General features: G+C 71.6%; 14 protein-coding genes. 7 read left to right on the top strand and 7 right to left on the bottom strand.

The window, feature by feature from the left end:
• Positions 1–4 precede the first annotated feature (4 nt).
• The 4 genes from ACIP94_RS16905 to ACIP94_RS16920 all read right to left on the bottom strand — a co-directional run bounded on the left by ACIP94_RS16905 (position 5) and on the right by ACIP94_RS16920 (position 4,593).
• Positions 5–1,723: an ABC transporter substrate-binding protein gene (locus ACIP94_RS16905; protein WP_402425665.1), complete on the bottom strand. Its 1,719-nt coding sequence runs from the start codon at positions 1,721–1,723 to the stop codon at positions 5–7.
• A gap of 193 nt (positions 1,724–1,916) precedes the next feature.
• Positions 1,917–2,009: an Ms4533A family Cys-rich leader peptide gene (locus tag ACIP94_RS16910; protein WP_402425667.1), complete on the bottom strand. Its 93-nt coding sequence runs from the start codon at positions 2,007–2,009 to the stop codon at positions 1,917–1,919.
• A 56-nt stretch (positions 2,010–2,065) separates the two neighbouring features.
• Positions 2,066–3,550 carry a DUF3152 domain-containing protein gene (locus ACIP94_RS16915; RefSeq protein WP_402425669.1) on the bottom strand — a complete coding sequence of 495 codons (1,485 nt, stop codon included), beginning with the start codon at positions 3,548–3,550 and terminating at the stop codon, positions 2,066–2,068.
• Between the two features lie 8 nt (positions 3,551–3,558).
• A complete protein-coding gene (locus ACIP94_RS16920) occupies positions 3,559–4,593 on the bottom strand; it encodes an alpha/beta fold hydrolase (protein WP_402425671.1) in 1,035 nt (344 codons plus the stop codon).
• A 269-nt stretch (positions 4,594–4,862) separates the two neighbouring features.
• Between ACIP94_RS16920 and ACIP94_RS16925 the strand changes: the two genes are divergently transcribed.
• From ACIP94_RS16925 to ACIP94_RS16940, 4 genes are all read left to right on the top strand, one after another.
• Complete coding sequence (locus tag ACIP94_RS16925) at positions 4,863–5,084, top strand: hypothetical protein (RefSeq protein WP_402425673.1); 222 nt, start codon at positions 4,863–4,865, stop codon at positions 5,082–5,084.
• Positions 5,085–5,436: 352 nt separating this feature from the next.
• Complete coding sequence (locus tag ACIP94_RS16930; protein ID WP_402425675.1) at positions 5,437–6,081, top strand: TetR/AcrR family transcriptional regulator; 645 nt, start codon at positions 5,437–5,439, stop codon at positions 6,079–6,081.
• 236 nt (positions 6,082–6,317) lie between these two features.
• Positions 6,318–6,545, top strand: a complete 228-nt coding sequence (locus tag ACIP94_RS16935) for a DUF3107 domain-containing protein (protein WP_402425677.1) — start codon at positions 6,318–6,320, stop codon at positions 6,543–6,545.
• A 214-nt stretch (positions 6,546–6,759) separates the two neighbouring features.
• The gene (locus tag ACIP94_RS16940; protein WP_402425679.1) at positions 6,760–7,029 is read left to right on the top strand and encodes a hypothetical protein; all 270 of its coding nucleotides are present in this window, start codon (positions 6,760–6,762) and stop codon (positions 7,027–7,029) included.
• Positions 7,030–7,262: 233 nt separating this feature from the next.
• Here ACIP94_RS16940 and ACIP94_RS16945 read toward each other — a convergent pair whose 3' ends face one another.
• Positions 7,263–8,000, bottom strand: a complete 738-nt coding sequence (locus ACIP94_RS16945; RefSeq protein WP_402425681.1) for a ferritin-like fold-containing protein — start codon at positions 7,998–8,000, stop codon at positions 7,263–7,265.
• Positions 8,001–8,473: 473 nt separating this feature from the next.
• Here ACIP94_RS16945 and ACIP94_RS16950 point away from each other — a divergent pair, with 473 nt between their 5' ends.
• Together ACIP94_RS16950 and ACIP94_RS16955 are read left to right on the top strand one after the other, a co-directional pair.
• Entirely contained in the window at positions 8,474–10,789 is a 2,316-nt protein-coding gene (locus ACIP94_RS16950; RefSeq protein ID WP_402425683.1) for a DEAD/DEAH box helicase, read from the top strand.
• Positions 10,790–10,917: 128 nt separating this feature from the next.
• Positions 10,918–11,790: an alpha/beta fold hydrolase gene (locus ACIP94_RS16955; protein WP_402425685.1), complete on the top strand. Its 873-nt coding sequence runs from the start codon at positions 10,918–10,920 to the stop codon at positions 11,788–11,790.
• 72 nt (positions 11,791–11,862) lie between these two features.
• Here ACIP94_RS16955 and ACIP94_RS16960 read toward each other — a convergent pair whose 3' ends face one another.
• Positions 11,863–12,759: an NYN domain-containing protein gene (locus ACIP94_RS16960; protein ID WP_402425687.1), complete on the bottom strand. Its 897-nt coding sequence runs from the start codon at positions 12,757–12,759 to the stop codon at positions 11,863–11,865.
• A 253-nt stretch (positions 12,760–13,012) separates the two neighbouring features.
• Between ACIP94_RS16960 and ACIP94_RS16965 the strand changes: the two genes are divergently transcribed.
• Positions 13,013–13,165, top strand: a complete 153-nt coding sequence (locus ACIP94_RS16965) for a hypothetical protein (protein WP_402425689.1) — start codon at positions 13,013–13,015, stop codon at positions 13,163–13,165.
• 85 nt (positions 13,166–13,250) lie between these two features.
• Here the strand turns inward: ACIP94_RS16965 and ACIP94_RS16970 are convergent, their stop codons facing one another.
• Positions 13,251–13,856: a MarC family protein gene (locus tag ACIP94_RS16970; RefSeq protein ID WP_402425691.1), complete on the bottom strand. Its 606-nt coding sequence runs from the start codon at positions 13,854–13,856 to the stop codon at positions 13,251–13,253.
• Between the last annotated feature and the right edge of the window lie 173 nt (positions 13,857–14,029).

A 14,029-nucleotide genomic window follows, 5' to 3' on the forward strand; every position in this document is an offset into this window, starting at 1 on the left:
GGCGCTACTTCACCGCGACCTGCGAGATGTCCAGCACACCGGTCCAGTCGCTGATCACGATGTTCTTGACGTCCTTGCCGTACAGGCGCTTGTAGACGGGGTGGAACAGGGGCACGACGAGGGCCTGCTCACCGATCTTGCGGTCCAGTGCGCCCCAGCGCCTGGCGGCCGCGTCGAGGTCGGTCAGCTTGTTGATCGCGTCGATCTCGTCGTTGACCGACTTCTCGTTCAGCAGGCCGGTGTTGAAGTTCGCGCCGTCCTTGACGATCTGCCGGCCGTCGAAGATCGGGGCGAGGAAGGGACCGCCGGACGGCCAGTCGGCGCCCCAGTGGGCGAGAAAGAGACCGGGCTCCGTCCTGACGCTGTGGATCCTGTCCTTGTAGTCGTTCTCCTCCAGGCCCTGGAGCCTGACGGTGATGCCGGCCTTCTTCAGCGCGTCCTGGACCGCGGTCGCGATCTCCGGGCTGGTCTCGAAGTCCTTGCTGTTGGAGTGGGTCAGGGTGATGGTGAGGCCGCCCGGGTAACCGGCCTGCTTCAGCAGCGCCCCGGCCTTGTCCGGGTTGCCGGTCTTCCCCGCCGGAAAGAGGTCGTACGGCGTGTAGCCGAAGGACTTCTGGTCGGGCAGGAAGGTGGTCGCGGGCTCGGCCAGCGAGGAGCCGCCCGCCGCGTTGACGACCGAGGACCGGTCGATGGCGTACGAGATGGCCTGCCGCACCCGAACGTCGTTGAACGGCTTGACCGTGGGGTTGAAGGCCAGGTAGTTCGTGTAGCCGAAGTGGCCGGTGCCCACGCGCGAGGCGAGTTCGCTGTCGCCGGTCACCTTGGCCAGCTCGGCCGGGCCGAGGTTGGTGTCCGTGGTGACCGCGGCGGCGTCCGCTCCCTGGGACGCGGACAGCCGCTGGTTGATCACCGAGGAGTCCAGTCCGGACCGTACGTCGATCCGGTCCGGGTAGGCCTTGCGCTCGGCGTCCGTCGCCGCCGACCAGTGCGGGTTGCGCTCCAGGATGAGCCGCTCGCCGTCGTTCTCGTTCGAGACGACCTTGTACGGGCCGGACGAGACGGGGTGCTCCTCGTACTTGGTGCCGGTGTCCTTGGCCTTCGGCACCGGCGTGAACTGCGTCTGCGTCGCCAGGTACGGGAACTCGCCCTCGGGCTTGTTCAGATGGAAGACGACGGTGCGGCTGTCCGGCGTCCCGATGGCGTCGAGACCCTTCTTGTCCTTGTAGGGGCCCTGGTAGTCGGCCGCGCCGACCAGCCAGTCCCGTAGATAGGGCGCGCCGCCGGAGAGCTCGGGGGCGAAGGAGCGCTCGATGCCGTACTTGATGTCGGCCGAGGTGATCGGGGTGCCGTCCTCGAAGGTGAGGCCCTTCTTCAGGGTGTACGTCCACACGGTCGCGTCCTTGTTCGGGCGACCGGTGTCGGTGGCGAGGTCCGGGACGACCTTGGCGCCGGCCGCACCGTTCTCGCGGTTGCGCGTGGTGAGGGTGCGGAAGACCAGGGAGGGCACATTGCCGCCGCCGGAGGTGTACAGGCGGGCCGGGTCGAAGTCCTGCTGCGGCTCGGAGTTCAGGACGGTCAGCGTGCCGCCCTTGTGCGGGGTGGAGTCGCCACCGGCGCCCTTGCCATCGTTGTCCTTCGGCCCGCAGGCGACGGCGCCCGCTGCCACGACCAGGCCTACGGATGCCGCTGCCACGCGGCGCGCTATGACGGACGATTGACGCATCGGAATGACGACCTCTCGGGAACTGTCTCGCCATGCGAGACAGATTGAGGAAAAATGAGACACAGCTGGGCAGACGTCTGTCCCGGCGTCAGGTCGTCGAAAACCGTGCAGCCGTGCGGTCACGCGGTCCGCAGGAGGGCACGGGGGATTCACAGAGTGGTGAGAACGCGACGCTCACGCCGGAGGCGGGGCGTCAGCGACAGTGGATGTCGGCCACGCACAGGGAGGTCACGCCGATGAGCGCCAGCTCGATGGCGGCGCGAACGGAGGCGTGACGGTGCGACATGCGAAGAAATATGAACGAACTTTCCCCGCGTGTCAATGTGACGAAAGCGGCTTCTGTCAACTCCTGGGATAGGGCCAGGGGTTGGGCAGACAGTGGATTCCGTCGTGGTCGAGGAACTTGGTCTGCTGCTGCATGACCGGGGCCAGCTCGCCGTCCTTGTGGCAGGTGACATGGCCGTGGCCGAGGCGATGGCCGACCTCGTGATTGATCAGCATCTGTCGGTAGGCGTGGATCTTGTCACCGTATGTGGTCGAGCCCTGCGCCCAGCGGTAGGCATTGATCATCACGCGCTCGGTGGAGGCGGAGTCGCAGGAGACGTTGTCCTCCGTCGTGTCCAGACCGGACTTCGCGCACCAGGCGGCCGTGGTGCCCGGGCTGGCGAGCGTGATCACGAAGTCGGGCTTGCCGGAGGAGACGCGTTCGAAGGTGCGGGCGCCGTGGTGGGCCCAGCTGCGGTCGTCGTTGAGGGTCTTCTGGACGGCCTCGGCGAAGAGCCGGCCGTCGAGGCCGAGGCCCTTCTCCACATCCACGCGGTAGGTGTACTTGTGCCCCTTGCCGGGCGCCTTGTCAAAGCCGGGGACCGCGGAGAAGGTGCCGGACCCCTTCAGCGTGGCGCCGAGCGGGTAGGTCCGGTCCATGGCCTGCTCGTAGGTCAGCGGCGTCGCGCTGGGTGAGGCGGACGGCGTCGGGACGCCGTTGCCGCCGGGGCCGGAGCCGTGTGCGTCGCGGGCCTGTCCGGTGGCGGACGACCGCACGGCGGTGCCGCCCCGCCCGCCGGCGAACTGGCCGGCGACGACGACGGCGAGCGCGGTGACGACGGCGGCGGCGGCGACACCGGCGAACGTGCGCCCCTTGCGGGATCCGCCGCGGGACTCCGTGCCGTCCTCGGCCGTCGAGGGGGCGCCGTCCGGCGCCTCCGTCCCCGGGACGCGGTCGCGGGCGTGCGGCGTACGGGCGGCCGGGCCCTTGCGGCGGCGCGCGAAGACGTCGTCGTCCCCGCCGGGGGCGTCCTGGTCGAAGGCGTCGAGGTACTCCTTGCGGGGGCCGGGCCCCGTCCGCTGGCGCGGGACCCGGGGCGCGGGGCGCCCGCCAGGTGCGGCCTGGGACCCTGCCCCGCTCCCCAACTCACCCCAGCCGCCCCCGCCTTCATGCTGCTGGGGGTGGCCGCCGCGGACGGCACGGGTGCCGTGCGCGGGCGTGCCGTCGGCCGGGAGGCGGGGTATGCCGTGGGCCGGGGCGCCCTCCGTGAACCGCGGGACGCCCTGCGCCGGAATGCCCCCGGGCGCGGGGCGCGCACCGCGCTGAGCAGCCGGGTCCGCGGGCGCCCGGCCGTGAGTCATCGCGTCCCGGGGGCCGGGCGCGCCGGGCGCCGGCCGGGGGCCGGGAGGCGTGCTGCCGGCCGGCCGGGGGCCGGGAGATGTGCTGCCGGCCGTCGTCGGTGCCGTGTCGCAGGCCGACGGGGCCGGCGCCGGTATGCCCGGCACCGCGCCCGTGTCCGTGTTCCCCTTGTCGCCCCGCCCCTTGCGGCTGTGCCGTCCCACGCCGCGCCTCAGCTCCCCGCCCCGGCGGCGCCGGACTCGAATCCACCCCGCCCCGCGTCACCGTCGCGGACGCTCGCACCCTCGGGCAACTCGCCCGAATCCGCGAGGAGTTCACGGAAGGCCCTGGCCACCAGGTCCGGGTATTCCATCATGGCCACGTGTCCCGCCTCCGGCAGCGTCAGCAGCCGGGAGTCGCGGAAGGCGCGCGCCGCGCGCCGGGCCATGCGGAAGGCCACGAGCTGGTCCCGGCCGCCGTACACCAGCAGGGTCGGTGCGAGGACCCGCTCCGCCTGGCGCCACAGGCCGTGCTGCCCGCCCAGCGTGTACGCGTTCACGATGCCGCGCGCCGAGCGGGCCATGGCGTCCCAGAAGTACGGCAGCCGCAGCCGCCGCTCCATCTCCTCGACCGCGTTGCGGAAGCCCTCCGGGGTGACGCGCCCGGGGTCGCCGTAGCACAGCGCCGTGACCCCGCGGACGCGCTGCTCGGCCGTCCATCCCTTGGTGTACCTGGTGAACAGGTTCACGACCCCGGGCAGCGCCAGCAGCCCCGTGGGGACCGCTCCGCGCTGCACGAAGATCTCCGGGAGCGCGGGCGAGACCAGGGTGAGCGTACGGACGAGATCGGGCCGTACGGCCGCCACGCGTGTGGCGACGGCCCCGCCCAGCGAGTTGCCGAACAGGTGCACGGACCCGCGTCCGGCCGCGTCGAGATAACGGATGACCGCGCGCGCGTGCCCGGTGATCGAGTAGTCGCCGTCGTCGGGCGGCGGGGAGTCGCCGAAGCCCGGCAGATCGAGGGCCTCACCGTCGACCAGCCCGTCGACCAGCGCCATCAGAGCCGACCAGTTCTGGGAGGAGCCGCCGAGCCCGTGGACGTACAGCGCGGGCGGCAGCCCCTCGCGCCGCGGCGGTCTCGACCGTACCGTCAGGGTGATTCCGGGCAGTCCCACCGACCTGACCTGCTCGCCCTCCGCGACCCGGACAGGCGCCACCTTCGGGAGTACATTGGCGGCCGGAACGGACGGCAACTCGGTCGAAGACATGCGGCAATGTTACGAGACGATCACACAGTGGTTCCTGTGTTCGCCGTCACAGACGGAGGGTCGGGTCGTCCTCAGAGACGGAAGGGCCCGGCTCGCCCTCGCAGGCGGAAGGGCCCGGCACGTCGGCCACCGCAACACGTCGGCCAACCCGAGCCCCTTCACCACACATAGCGTCCGAATCGGGTGTCTCCTAGGCTCATAACAGGGCACCCGCATGTGGACCCTGCCTCTTCAGGAACGTTCCAGGAGTTCTGGGAAGGGAGCCCACCATGGCCGTAGACCCCACCGATCCCGAGACGTTCGAGGACGACGAGACCGACCTCGACGAACTCGACGTGGAGGCCCCGGAGAACGATGCCGCCGAACAGCACCAGGAGCTGACCCCGGAGCGGGACGAGCCGCTGACCGAGGAGGAAATCCTGCGTGCCAACGAGGCGGACCTCGTGGAGCAGAAACGCGTCATCTCCCTCGACGAGGACGACTATCGGTGAGCACCGGTGGAACACACGATCGATATCGGTATCTGTGAGGCGAGAAGACGATCACGTGGGACCGGAGGGGCATCCGGACGGGGCCGTCGCGCGAGGCAGGACGCGAGGGAACGCGAGGGAAGAGGAGCGGTGCGCGAGGCCTGCGGACGGGTGCGCGAGGGGCGGGACCGCCCTTCACCGGCCGGCGCCGGGGTGACGATCCGCCCGGCCCGCCCCCGTTCCGGACGCTCCGCACGGGTATCGCCGACGTCCGGTCCGTGAAATTCTGCGCTCGCACCGCGCACAGCACGGTTACCGAAAAGTACGATGGCGGCGCGGCGCACACCGCATGTGGACAATCTTGGGAGGCGGCGTGACAGCCATCGAGCAGACAGAGGCGGCGCGCCCGCGGGGCACTCGCCTGCCGCGCCGTGCCCGACGGAACCAGCTGCTGGGCGCCGCGCAGGAGGTCTTCGTGGCGCAGGGCTACCACGCGGCCGCGATGGACGACATCGCCGAGCGCGCGGGCGTCAGCAAGCCGGTGCTCTACCAGCACTTCCCGGGCAAGCTCGACCTCTATCTGGCCCTGCTGGACCAGCACTGCGAGGCCCTGCTGCAGGCCGTACGGACCGCGCTCGCGTCGACGACGGACAACAAGCAGCGGGTCCGGGCCACCATGGACGCCTACTTCGCGTACGTGGAGGACGACGGCGGGGCGTTCCGCCTGGTGTTCGAGTCGGACCTGACGAACGAGCCCGCCGTGCGCGAGCGCGTCGACAAGGTCACGATCGAGTGCGCGGAGGCGATCTGCGACGTCATCGCCGAGGACACCGGCCTGTCGCGGGCCGAGTCGATGCTGCTGGCCTCCGGGCTGGGCGGCCTCGCCCAGGTCGTGGCGCGCTCCTGGCTGCACAGCGACCGCAGCGTGCCGCGCGACCAGGCGGTGCAGTTGCTGACGTCCCTGGCCTGGCGGGGCATCGCGGGCTTCCCGCTGCACGGCAACGAGCAGCACCACTGAGCGGAGCCGCCCGGCACCACTGAGCGGAGCCGCCCGGCACCGCTGAGCGGAGTCGACCCGGCGCCGGCGAGCCGGACCGTGCGGTGCCTCCTCGTGGGCCGCACGGTCGTTTGTTCCCGTCGGCTGTTCGCTCCTGGCGTTCCGGGGCGGAGCGTGTACGTCCCCTCACCGGGCTAATGTGTGCTGGTACGGCGCGGACGGCCGCGCACATCACTGACCGTCGGAGGGACAAAGCCGTGGAGGTCAAGATCGGCGTGCAGCACGCGCCCCGCGAGATCGTTCTGGAGAGCGGTCAGAGTGCCGAGGAGGTGGAGCACGTCGTGGCGGAGGCACTGTCCGGCAAGTCGGCTCTGCTGAGCCTCGTGGACGAGCACGGCCGCAAGCTCCTGGTCCCGGCCGACCGTCTCGCGTATGTGGAGATCGGCGAGCCCGCCCCCCGCAAGGTGGGCTTCGGCACGCTGTAGATCCGAACGGAGCAGTGAAGGGGCCCGTTGGCGCACGCCGCCGGGCCCCTTCCCCGTCCTTGCGCCCCAGGGCACGGCGGCCCGTGAGCCCGTATGCGAGGCGCACGGACGGAGCACATCCCGCACACAGTCGATGATTGTGTTCCGGGCGCCGCGGGTAGGACCGGCTACGACCGATTTGCCCTGGCAGCAGCCGTGCGGGAGGAAATCACTCATGGTCTTGGAAGCGCTCGGCTCCGCCGTCCTCGGGCTCGCCATGGCCTGGGCCGCCGCGCACCGGCTGCCCCACCGGCTGCCGGCCCGCGCCCTGGTGCTGTCGACCGGCGTGGCGGGTGCCCTCTTCGGTGCCTTCCTGACCCACAGCGCCCTGGGCGCCGTAGGCCTCCTGGTGATCCTCATGGGCGCCCTGGTCGTCTCGGCGGCCTCGCTGTCGCTGCTGCTGCGACCCGCGGAGCGGTTTCGGCGCAGGTCGGCCACCGCCTGAGACCGGACCGTCTGGGACACCGTCCGAAACCGGACTGTCCGAGACCGGACCGTCTGGGACACCGCCAGAGACCGGATACCGGGGACACCGGCGGCCCCGCCGCCTTCGCTTCCGGGGCCGGCCACGCCCCCGCCTCCGCCTCCGCCTCCGGTGACACGCTCGGGCGGCCCGGTGAGCGTGACCGTGACCGCCGCCGCGTCGGTCCGGGCCCCGAGGCCCGGGGCAGACCGAGGTCAGGCCGCGAGGCCCAGGGCCGCCATCCGCTTGGTGTGCGCCTCGGTGATGCGCGAGAACATCCGTCCGACCTCGGCGAGATCGAAGCCGTCCGCGACGCCGCCGACCAGCATGGTCGACAGGGCGTCCCGCTCCGCGACCACGCGCTGGGACTGCGACAGCGCCTCGCCCATGAGCCGCCGCGCCCACAGCGCGAGCCGGCCGCCCACCCTCGGGTCGGCGTCGATGGCGGCGCGCACCTTCTCGACGGCGAAGCTGGCGTGCCCGGTGTCGTCCAGCACTGCGAGCACGAGCCCGCGCGTGTCGGCGTCGAGCCGCGCCGCGACCTCGCGGTAGAAGTCGCTGGCGATCGAATCGCCCACGTACGCCTTGACGAGCCCCTCCAGCCAGTCCGAGGGCGCCGTCTGCTTGTGGAAGCTGTCGTACGCCGCGACGAACGGCTCCATCGCCTCGGTGGGCCCGACGCCGATCTCGGTCAGCCGGTCCCGGATCTGCTCGAAGTGGTGGAACTCGGCGGACGCCATCTTGGCCAGTTCCGCCTTGTCCGCGAGCGTCGGCGCGAGCTTCGCGTCCTCCGCGAGCCGTTCGAACGCCGCCAGCTCCCCGTACGCCAGGGCGCCGAGCAGGTCCACGACCGCGGCACGGTAGTGGGGGTCTACGGAGGCGGTCGCCCAGTCCTGGGCGGCGACTCCGGTGGGTTCGGCGGATGCCTCGCGGGCGTTGTCAGGCGTCGTCATGAAGCGCACAATAGCCCGCTCACCGGTCCTCGGAAGGCCCTGGTCAATCAGTGTGACGACGACTACGTGACCGAATCGGCCATCGCCTGTGCGTGATTCCGGGGTATGGTGGTAATGCGCCTGCTGAGTACGTTGACGTATCTCGACGGGCCGCATGTATGAGGATGCCCGGTCGGTGGCCCGATCGGCTCCGACCCGACAGCCCTCCTCGTCCGTACGACAGCGTGCGTACGGCATCCGGAGGGACCCTCAGCGGTACGAGCGCTGGAGCGTCGGCGTGGTCCCGTGCCACAGGCCCGTCCCCCAAGCGGCCGACGTCATCCGGCACGGTCACGACCCCCGCGCTCGCCTCGCACCGCACTCACAGAAGAGGCAGCACCCTGACTACGACTTTTCGAGAACTCGGAATCCTTCCCGAGACGGCCGAGGCCCTGGAAGCCGTCGGCATCATCCATCCCTTCCCCATCCAGGAGATGACGCTCCCCGTAGCCCTCTCGGGCACGGACGTCATCGGCCAGGCCAAGACCGGCACCGGCAAGACGCTGGGCTTCGGCCTCCCTCTCCTCGAGCGCGTGACCGTCCCCGCGGACGTCGAGGCGGGCCGCGCGAAGCCCGAGGCCCTCACCGACGCCCCCCAGGCGCTCGTCGTCGTCCCCACCCGCGAGCTGTGCACGCAGGTCACCAACGATCTGCTCACCGCGGGCAAGGTGCGTAACGTGCGCGTCACGGCGATCTACGGCGGCCGGGCGTACGAGCCCCAGGTCGAGGCCCTGAAGAAGGGCGTCGACGTGATCGTCGGCACCCCGGGCCGGCTGCTGGACCTGGCCGGCCAGAAGAAGCTGAATCTGAAGCACGTGAAGTGCCTGGTGCTCGACGAGGCCGACGAGATGCTCGACCTGGGCTTCCTGCCCGACGTCGAGAAGATCATCGACATGCTGCCGCCGAAGCGCCAGACCATGCTGTTCTCGGCCACCATGCCGGGCGCGGTCATCGGTCTCGCCCGCCGCTACATGTCCCAGCCGACGCACATCCGTGCCACGGCGCCGGACGACGAGGGCGCGACGGTCGCGAACATCGCGCAGCACGTCTACCGCGCGCACTCCATGGACAAGCCGGAGATGGTCGCCCGCATCCTGCAGGCCGAGAGCCGCGGACTGGCGATGATCTTCTGCCGTACGAAGCGGACGGCGGCCGACATCGCCGAGCAGCTCCAGCGGCGCGGCTTCGCGTCGGGCGCGGTCCACGGCGACCTGGGCCAGGGCGCGCGCGAGCAGGCGCTGCGGGCCTTCCGCAACGGCAAGGTGGACGTCCTCGTGTGCACCGACGTGGCCGCGCGCGGCATCGACGTCGAGGGCGTCACGCACGTCGTGAACTACCAGACCCCCGAGGACGAGAAGACCTATCTGCACCGCATCGGCCGTACGGGCCGCGCGGGCGCGTCGGGTACGGCGATCACACTCGTCGACTGGGACGACATCCCGCGCTGGCAGCTGATCAACAAGGCGCTGGAGCTGGACTTCAACGACCCGGTGGAGACCTATTCCACCTCCCCGCACTTCTTCTCCGACCTCGGTATCCCCGAGGGAACGAAGGGTGTGCTGCCGCGCTCGGAGCGCACGCGCGCCGGGCTCGCGGCAGAGGAGCTGGAGGACCTGGGCGAGACCGGCGGCCGGGGGTCGCGCGGCCGCCGTGGCCCGGGCCCGGGCCCGTCCGCGGAACGCGAGGGTCCGGCGCGTACGCCGCGCCGCCGCCGTCGTACGCGGGGCGGAGCGCCACTGGAGACGCCGGCCACCACCGAGGCCCCGGCCGCCACGGACGCGCCGGTGGTCACGAGCGGGCCGGACGCCACGACCGAGGCCGTGGAGCCGCGCACGCCGCGCCGCCGTCGCCGCACGCGCGGTGGGGTGGCGGCGGAGCAGGCCCTCGCGGTGACGGAGACGGCGGAGCCGACGGTGCCGGAGGCGGCCGAGGCAGTGGTGGACACCGCCGAGCCGGTGCAGCCGCGCCGGCGCCGCACCCGCAAGACCGCGGAGACGGCTTCGGCCGAGGCCGCCGTCGACACGACGGAGACCGCGCCCGCTGCCGCGGAGGCCGCCGTGGACACGGTGGAGGCCGCCGAGACCAAGCCGCGCCGCCGCACCCGCAAGACCGCGGAAGCCGCACCCGAGACGGCCGCCGTGGACACCGCGGAAGCCGCCGAGACCAAGCCGCGCCGCCGCACCCGCAAGACCGCCGAGGCCGCACCCGAGACGGCCGCCGTGGACACCGCCGAGGCCGCCGAGACCAAGCCGCGCCGCCGCACCCGCAAGGCCGCCGAGGCCGCCGTCGACACGGTCGAGGGCGAGGCTCCGGCCAAGCCGCGGCGTACACGCAAGGCCGCGGAGGTCGCAGAGGCCGTCGTCGAGACGGCGGAGGCCGCCGAGCCCAAGCCGCGGCGTACGCGCAAGAATGCCGAGGCCGCCGAGGCCGCCGTGGACACCGCCGAGGCGACGGAGACCGCGGAGACCAAGCCGCGCCGCCGCACCCGCAAGACCGCGGAAGCCGCACCCGAGACGGCCGCCGTGGACACCGCCGAGGCCGCCGAGACCAAGCCGCGCCGCCGCACCCGCAAGGCCGCCGAGGCCGAGGCGGCGATTCCCGCGCAGGCGGCCGAGGAGGCCGAGGCCAAGCCCCGGCGCCGGACCCGCAAGGCGGCCGCCGTGGAGGCGGCGATCCCGGCGCAGACGGAGGACGCGGAGACGAAGCCGCGCCGCCGTACGCGCAAGGCCGCGCCGTCCGCCGAGGGCTGAGACAGCGAGAACGCCGATGGCCCGTCCCCACTCCGGGGGCGGGCCATCGGCGTTCCCGGCGTTCCGTACACCCGGACGTCATCCGCCCCCGCCTCCGCCGGCCCCCAACCGCCCGGTAACCTCCCCCCATGAGTCGTCCCCCCAGCTTTGTTCCGCCCCCCGGTGTCCGGGCGCACATGCTCACCACGGAGCGCGGGAACTTCGCCGTACTCACGGCGGACGCGGCGACATCGCGGGTGAAGGGGACCGCCCTGCTGCTCCCGGGCTTCACCGGGAGCAAGGAGGACTTCATCGTCGTGCAGCCCCTGCTCGCGGCGGCCGGATACCGGACGGTCGCCGTCGACGGGCGGGGCCAGTACGAGTCCCCCGGCCCCCGGGACGACGAGGCGCCGTACGCACAGAGGGAGCTGGCCCGGGACGTGCTCGCGCAGGCGCGCGCCCTCGGTGCGCCCGTGCATCTCCTCGGGCACTCCCTCGGCGGTCAGATCGCCAGGGCCGCCGTCCTCCTGGACGCCTCCCCCTTCGTCTCGCTCACCCTCATGGCATCCGGGCCGGCGGAGATCTCCGTCCCTCAGCAGCAGCGGGTGAAGCAGCTGCGGGAGGCCCTCGGCATCCTGGACATGGCAGAGGTCTGGGATGCCATCCAGGCCATGGAGCCGCCGCCCGAGGAGGCCGACGCCGCGGACATCGACGAGAGCCTCGCCGACGGGGAGGACCTGCGCCGCCGCTGGCTCCGCAACAGTCCCGCCCAGCTCCTGGCGACGGGACGGCAGCTGTGCGAGGAGCCCGACCGCGTGGCCGAGCTGGCCGCCGTCGGCCTGCCCGTGCACGTTCTGTCCGGCGACCGCGACGACACCTGGCCGATCCCGCTGCTGGACGACATGGCGGCCCGGCTGGGCGCCCACCGCACGGTCGTGGCGCACGCGGAGCACTCCCCCAACACGGACCGGCCCGAGCCTACGGCCGAGGCCCTCGCGGCCTTCTGGGACCGGCACTCCTAGCCGCCGGTTCCCGCTCGGGGACCCGCGGACGCTCCCGGAGACCGTCCGCCGGTCTCCCGCGGGCCGTGTCCGTCAGTACTGCCCCTGCAAGTGCTCCCAGAAGCCGTCCCGTAGCGCGCGCCGCAGGTCCGACTGTCCGCGCAGGGAGTACTGCAACAGGCCCTCCGCCTCCACCAGCAGGTCCTGGTCGACGGAGCCGGGCAGATAGGGATGCCCGGGCAGCAGGTCCGCCAGTGTCTCGCGGCCCCGCGCAACAAGCCATTTCGCCGCGATCTGCGCCCCCACGAAGCGGACGTCGTCGCGCGTGGGACGGGCCGCGGAGGACGGCTCGTACGCCGCGACCGTTCGCCGGGTCACATACGGCTTGAAGAACTCGAGTTCCAGGGTGCGCTGGCTGTCGACCTCCCACAGCAGCGGCTCCGCCTGGTTGCGGCCCTCGGGGGCCTCTATCCCCCACAGATGCACCCGTGCCCCGTAACCCTGCGCCGCCTCGACCGCCGATACCAGGTCCTCGTCGCCGCCGATGAGCGCCGCGTCGCTGATGGCCCGGTGCCGGGCCAGTGACTCGAGGTCGCTCCGGATCAGGGAGTCCACGCCCTTCTGCTGGTTGTTGGCGTTGAGGTTGCCGAGCCGCACCTTGACATCGGGGAGTTCGGCGATGGACTGCTGTTCCGCCGTGTGGATACGGCGTCGCGCGCCGTCGTACCAGTACACGCGCAGCAACCGGCTGTCCGCGAAGATCGAGCGTGCCTTGTCGATGAGTGCTTCGATCAGCCCTTCGGCGTCGAGGTCGAAGGCCCGGCGGTCCTCGGTCCCGGCGACGAGCCGTCCCGCCGCCGCGTACAGATAGCCGGCGTCGACGAAGATCGCATGGGTCGAGGGCGTCTTCGCCACCTCGGCGAGCATGCGCTGGAGCAGCTCGTTGGTGCGGTCGATACGGGCGCCGAGCGCCGCCAGGTCGTCGTTCATATGCCTCCATTGTCCGGGCGGTCACGCTGCGGACACAACCGGTCCCGATCGGTGCCACCTGAAGCCGAGCGCGCCGCCGCCTTCGATGACTCCTCACCGACTTACCGGTCGGTAATTAGCGACTCGAAAAATTTCCTTAGCGTAGGGAATGTTTGTAACAAGCATCCCGTTGACTACTACAGACGGCGGCCCCCGCCGCCCCGCACACCAGTAGTTCTCCTCAGGAGGATGACCAGACGAAGGGAGAAGCCTCATGCGCTTCGAAATCATGCGACTCGACGACGTCGACGGTACGCCCGTGGACACCACCGTCGTGGACGCCGCCTCCGTCAAGCAGATCGTTCAGCAAGCCGCCGCCGTCGGGCAGCGACTCTGGATCCGCCCGGCCGAGCCGACTGCCTCATAAGCCATCTCACCACCGGTCAGACTTCGAAGCCCCGTACGGCACGTCCGTACGGGGCTTCGCGTGTTCCGGGGGGCCGCCCGGCAGCTCAGCTCGCGTGGACGACCTGGGTGATCCCGTTGATGATCTGCTGCACGGCGATCGCGGAGAGCATCATGCCCGCGAGCCGGGTCACCAGGACCACGCCACCGTCCTTGATCACGCGGATGATCAGCAGCGAGTAGCGCATGACCAGCCACAGCACGACATGGATCGCGAGGATCGCCGACCACACGGACACCTGGGTGCCCACGCTGTCGGCCTTCTGGACCGCCAGGATCACCGAGACGATCGCTCCCGGGCCGGCCAGCAGCGGCATGCCGAGCGGCACGAGGGCGACGTTGACGTCCTTGGTCTGCTTCGGCTCGTCCGTCTTGCCGGTGAGCAGATCGAGGGCGATGAGCAGAAGCAGCAGCCCGCCCGCGATCATCAGCGCGGGCACGGAGACATGGAGGTAGTCCAGGATCTGGTGGCCGAGCACTCCGAAGACGGCGATGACACCGGCGGCCACGCACACGGCCTGGAAGGCCATCCGCTTCTGCACCTTGGCCGGGCGGCCCGCGGTGAGCGCGAGGAAGATCGGGGTGATCCCGGGGGGATCCATGATCACGAAGAGGGTGAGGAAGAGGGAACCGAAGACGGCGACGTCGAACATGGGGGCCTTGCGCAGAGGTACGGAGCGGACGCACGGCAAAGGGCGGGCCGTGGCCGCGAGGGGCGGTCGCCGCGCCAAGGGCGCGGCGGGGCGGGGCGGGGGCACGGCGGCGGATGCCGGGTGCCTCCGAGACAGTGGGTGGGGGAAGTTACAGAGAGCCGCGGAAGGGCTGG

It is taken from the genome of Streptomyces sp. NPDC093261 (genome assembly GCF_044753645.1).
Taxonomy (GTDB): Bacteria; Actinomycetota; Actinomycetes; order Streptomycetales; family Streptomycetaceae; genus Streptomyces.

What these genes read in the sequence shown, in the direction of transcription:
- ACIP94_RS16950 (WP_402425683.1), top strand. Translation starts at nt 8,474, where the DNA reads ATGACGCTCCCCGTAGCCCTCTCGGGCACGGACGTCATCGGCCAGGCC.
- ACIP94_RS16910 (WP_402425667.1), bottom strand. Translation starts at nt 2,009, where the DNA reads ATGTCGCACCGTCACGCCTCCGTTCGCGCCGCCATCGAGCTGGCGCTC.
- ACIP94_RS16955 (WP_402425685.1), top strand. Translation starts at nt 10,918, where the DNA reads ATGAGTCGTCCCCCCAGCTTTGTTCCGCCCCCCGGTGTCCGGGCGCAC.
- ACIP94_RS16925 (WP_402425673.1), top strand. Translation starts at nt 4,863, where the DNA reads ATGGCCGTAGACCCCACCGATCCCGAGACGTTCGAGGACGACGAGACC.
- ACIP94_RS16940 (WP_402425679.1), top strand. Translation starts at nt 6,760, where the DNA reads ATGGTCTTGGAAGCGCTCGGCTCCGCCGTCCTCGGGCTCGCCATGGCC.
- ACIP94_RS16905 (WP_402425665.1), bottom strand. Translation starts at nt 1,723, where the DNA reads ATGCGTCAATCGTCCGTCATAGCGCGCCGCGTGGCAGCGGCATCCGTA.
- ACIP94_RS16945 (WP_402425681.1), bottom strand. Translation starts at nt 8,000, where the DNA reads ATGACGACGCCTGACAACGCCCGCGAGGCATCCGCCGAACCCACCGGA.
- ACIP94_RS16965 (WP_402425689.1), top strand. Translation starts at nt 13,013, where the DNA reads ATGCGCTTCGAAATCATGCGACTCGACGACGTCGACGGTACGCCCGTG.
- ACIP94_RS16920 (WP_402425671.1), bottom strand. Translation starts at nt 4,593, where the DNA reads ATGTCTTCGACCGAGTTGCCGTCCGTTCCGGCCGCCAATGTACTCCCG.
- ACIP94_RS16970 (WP_402425691.1), bottom strand. Translation starts at nt 13,856, where the DNA reads ATGTTCGACGTCGCCGTCTTCGGTTCCCTCTTCCTCACCCTCTTCGTG.
- ACIP94_RS16960 (WP_402425687.1), bottom strand. Translation starts at nt 12,759, where the DNA reads ATGAACGACGACCTGGCGGCGCTCGGCGCCCGTATCGACCGCACCAAC.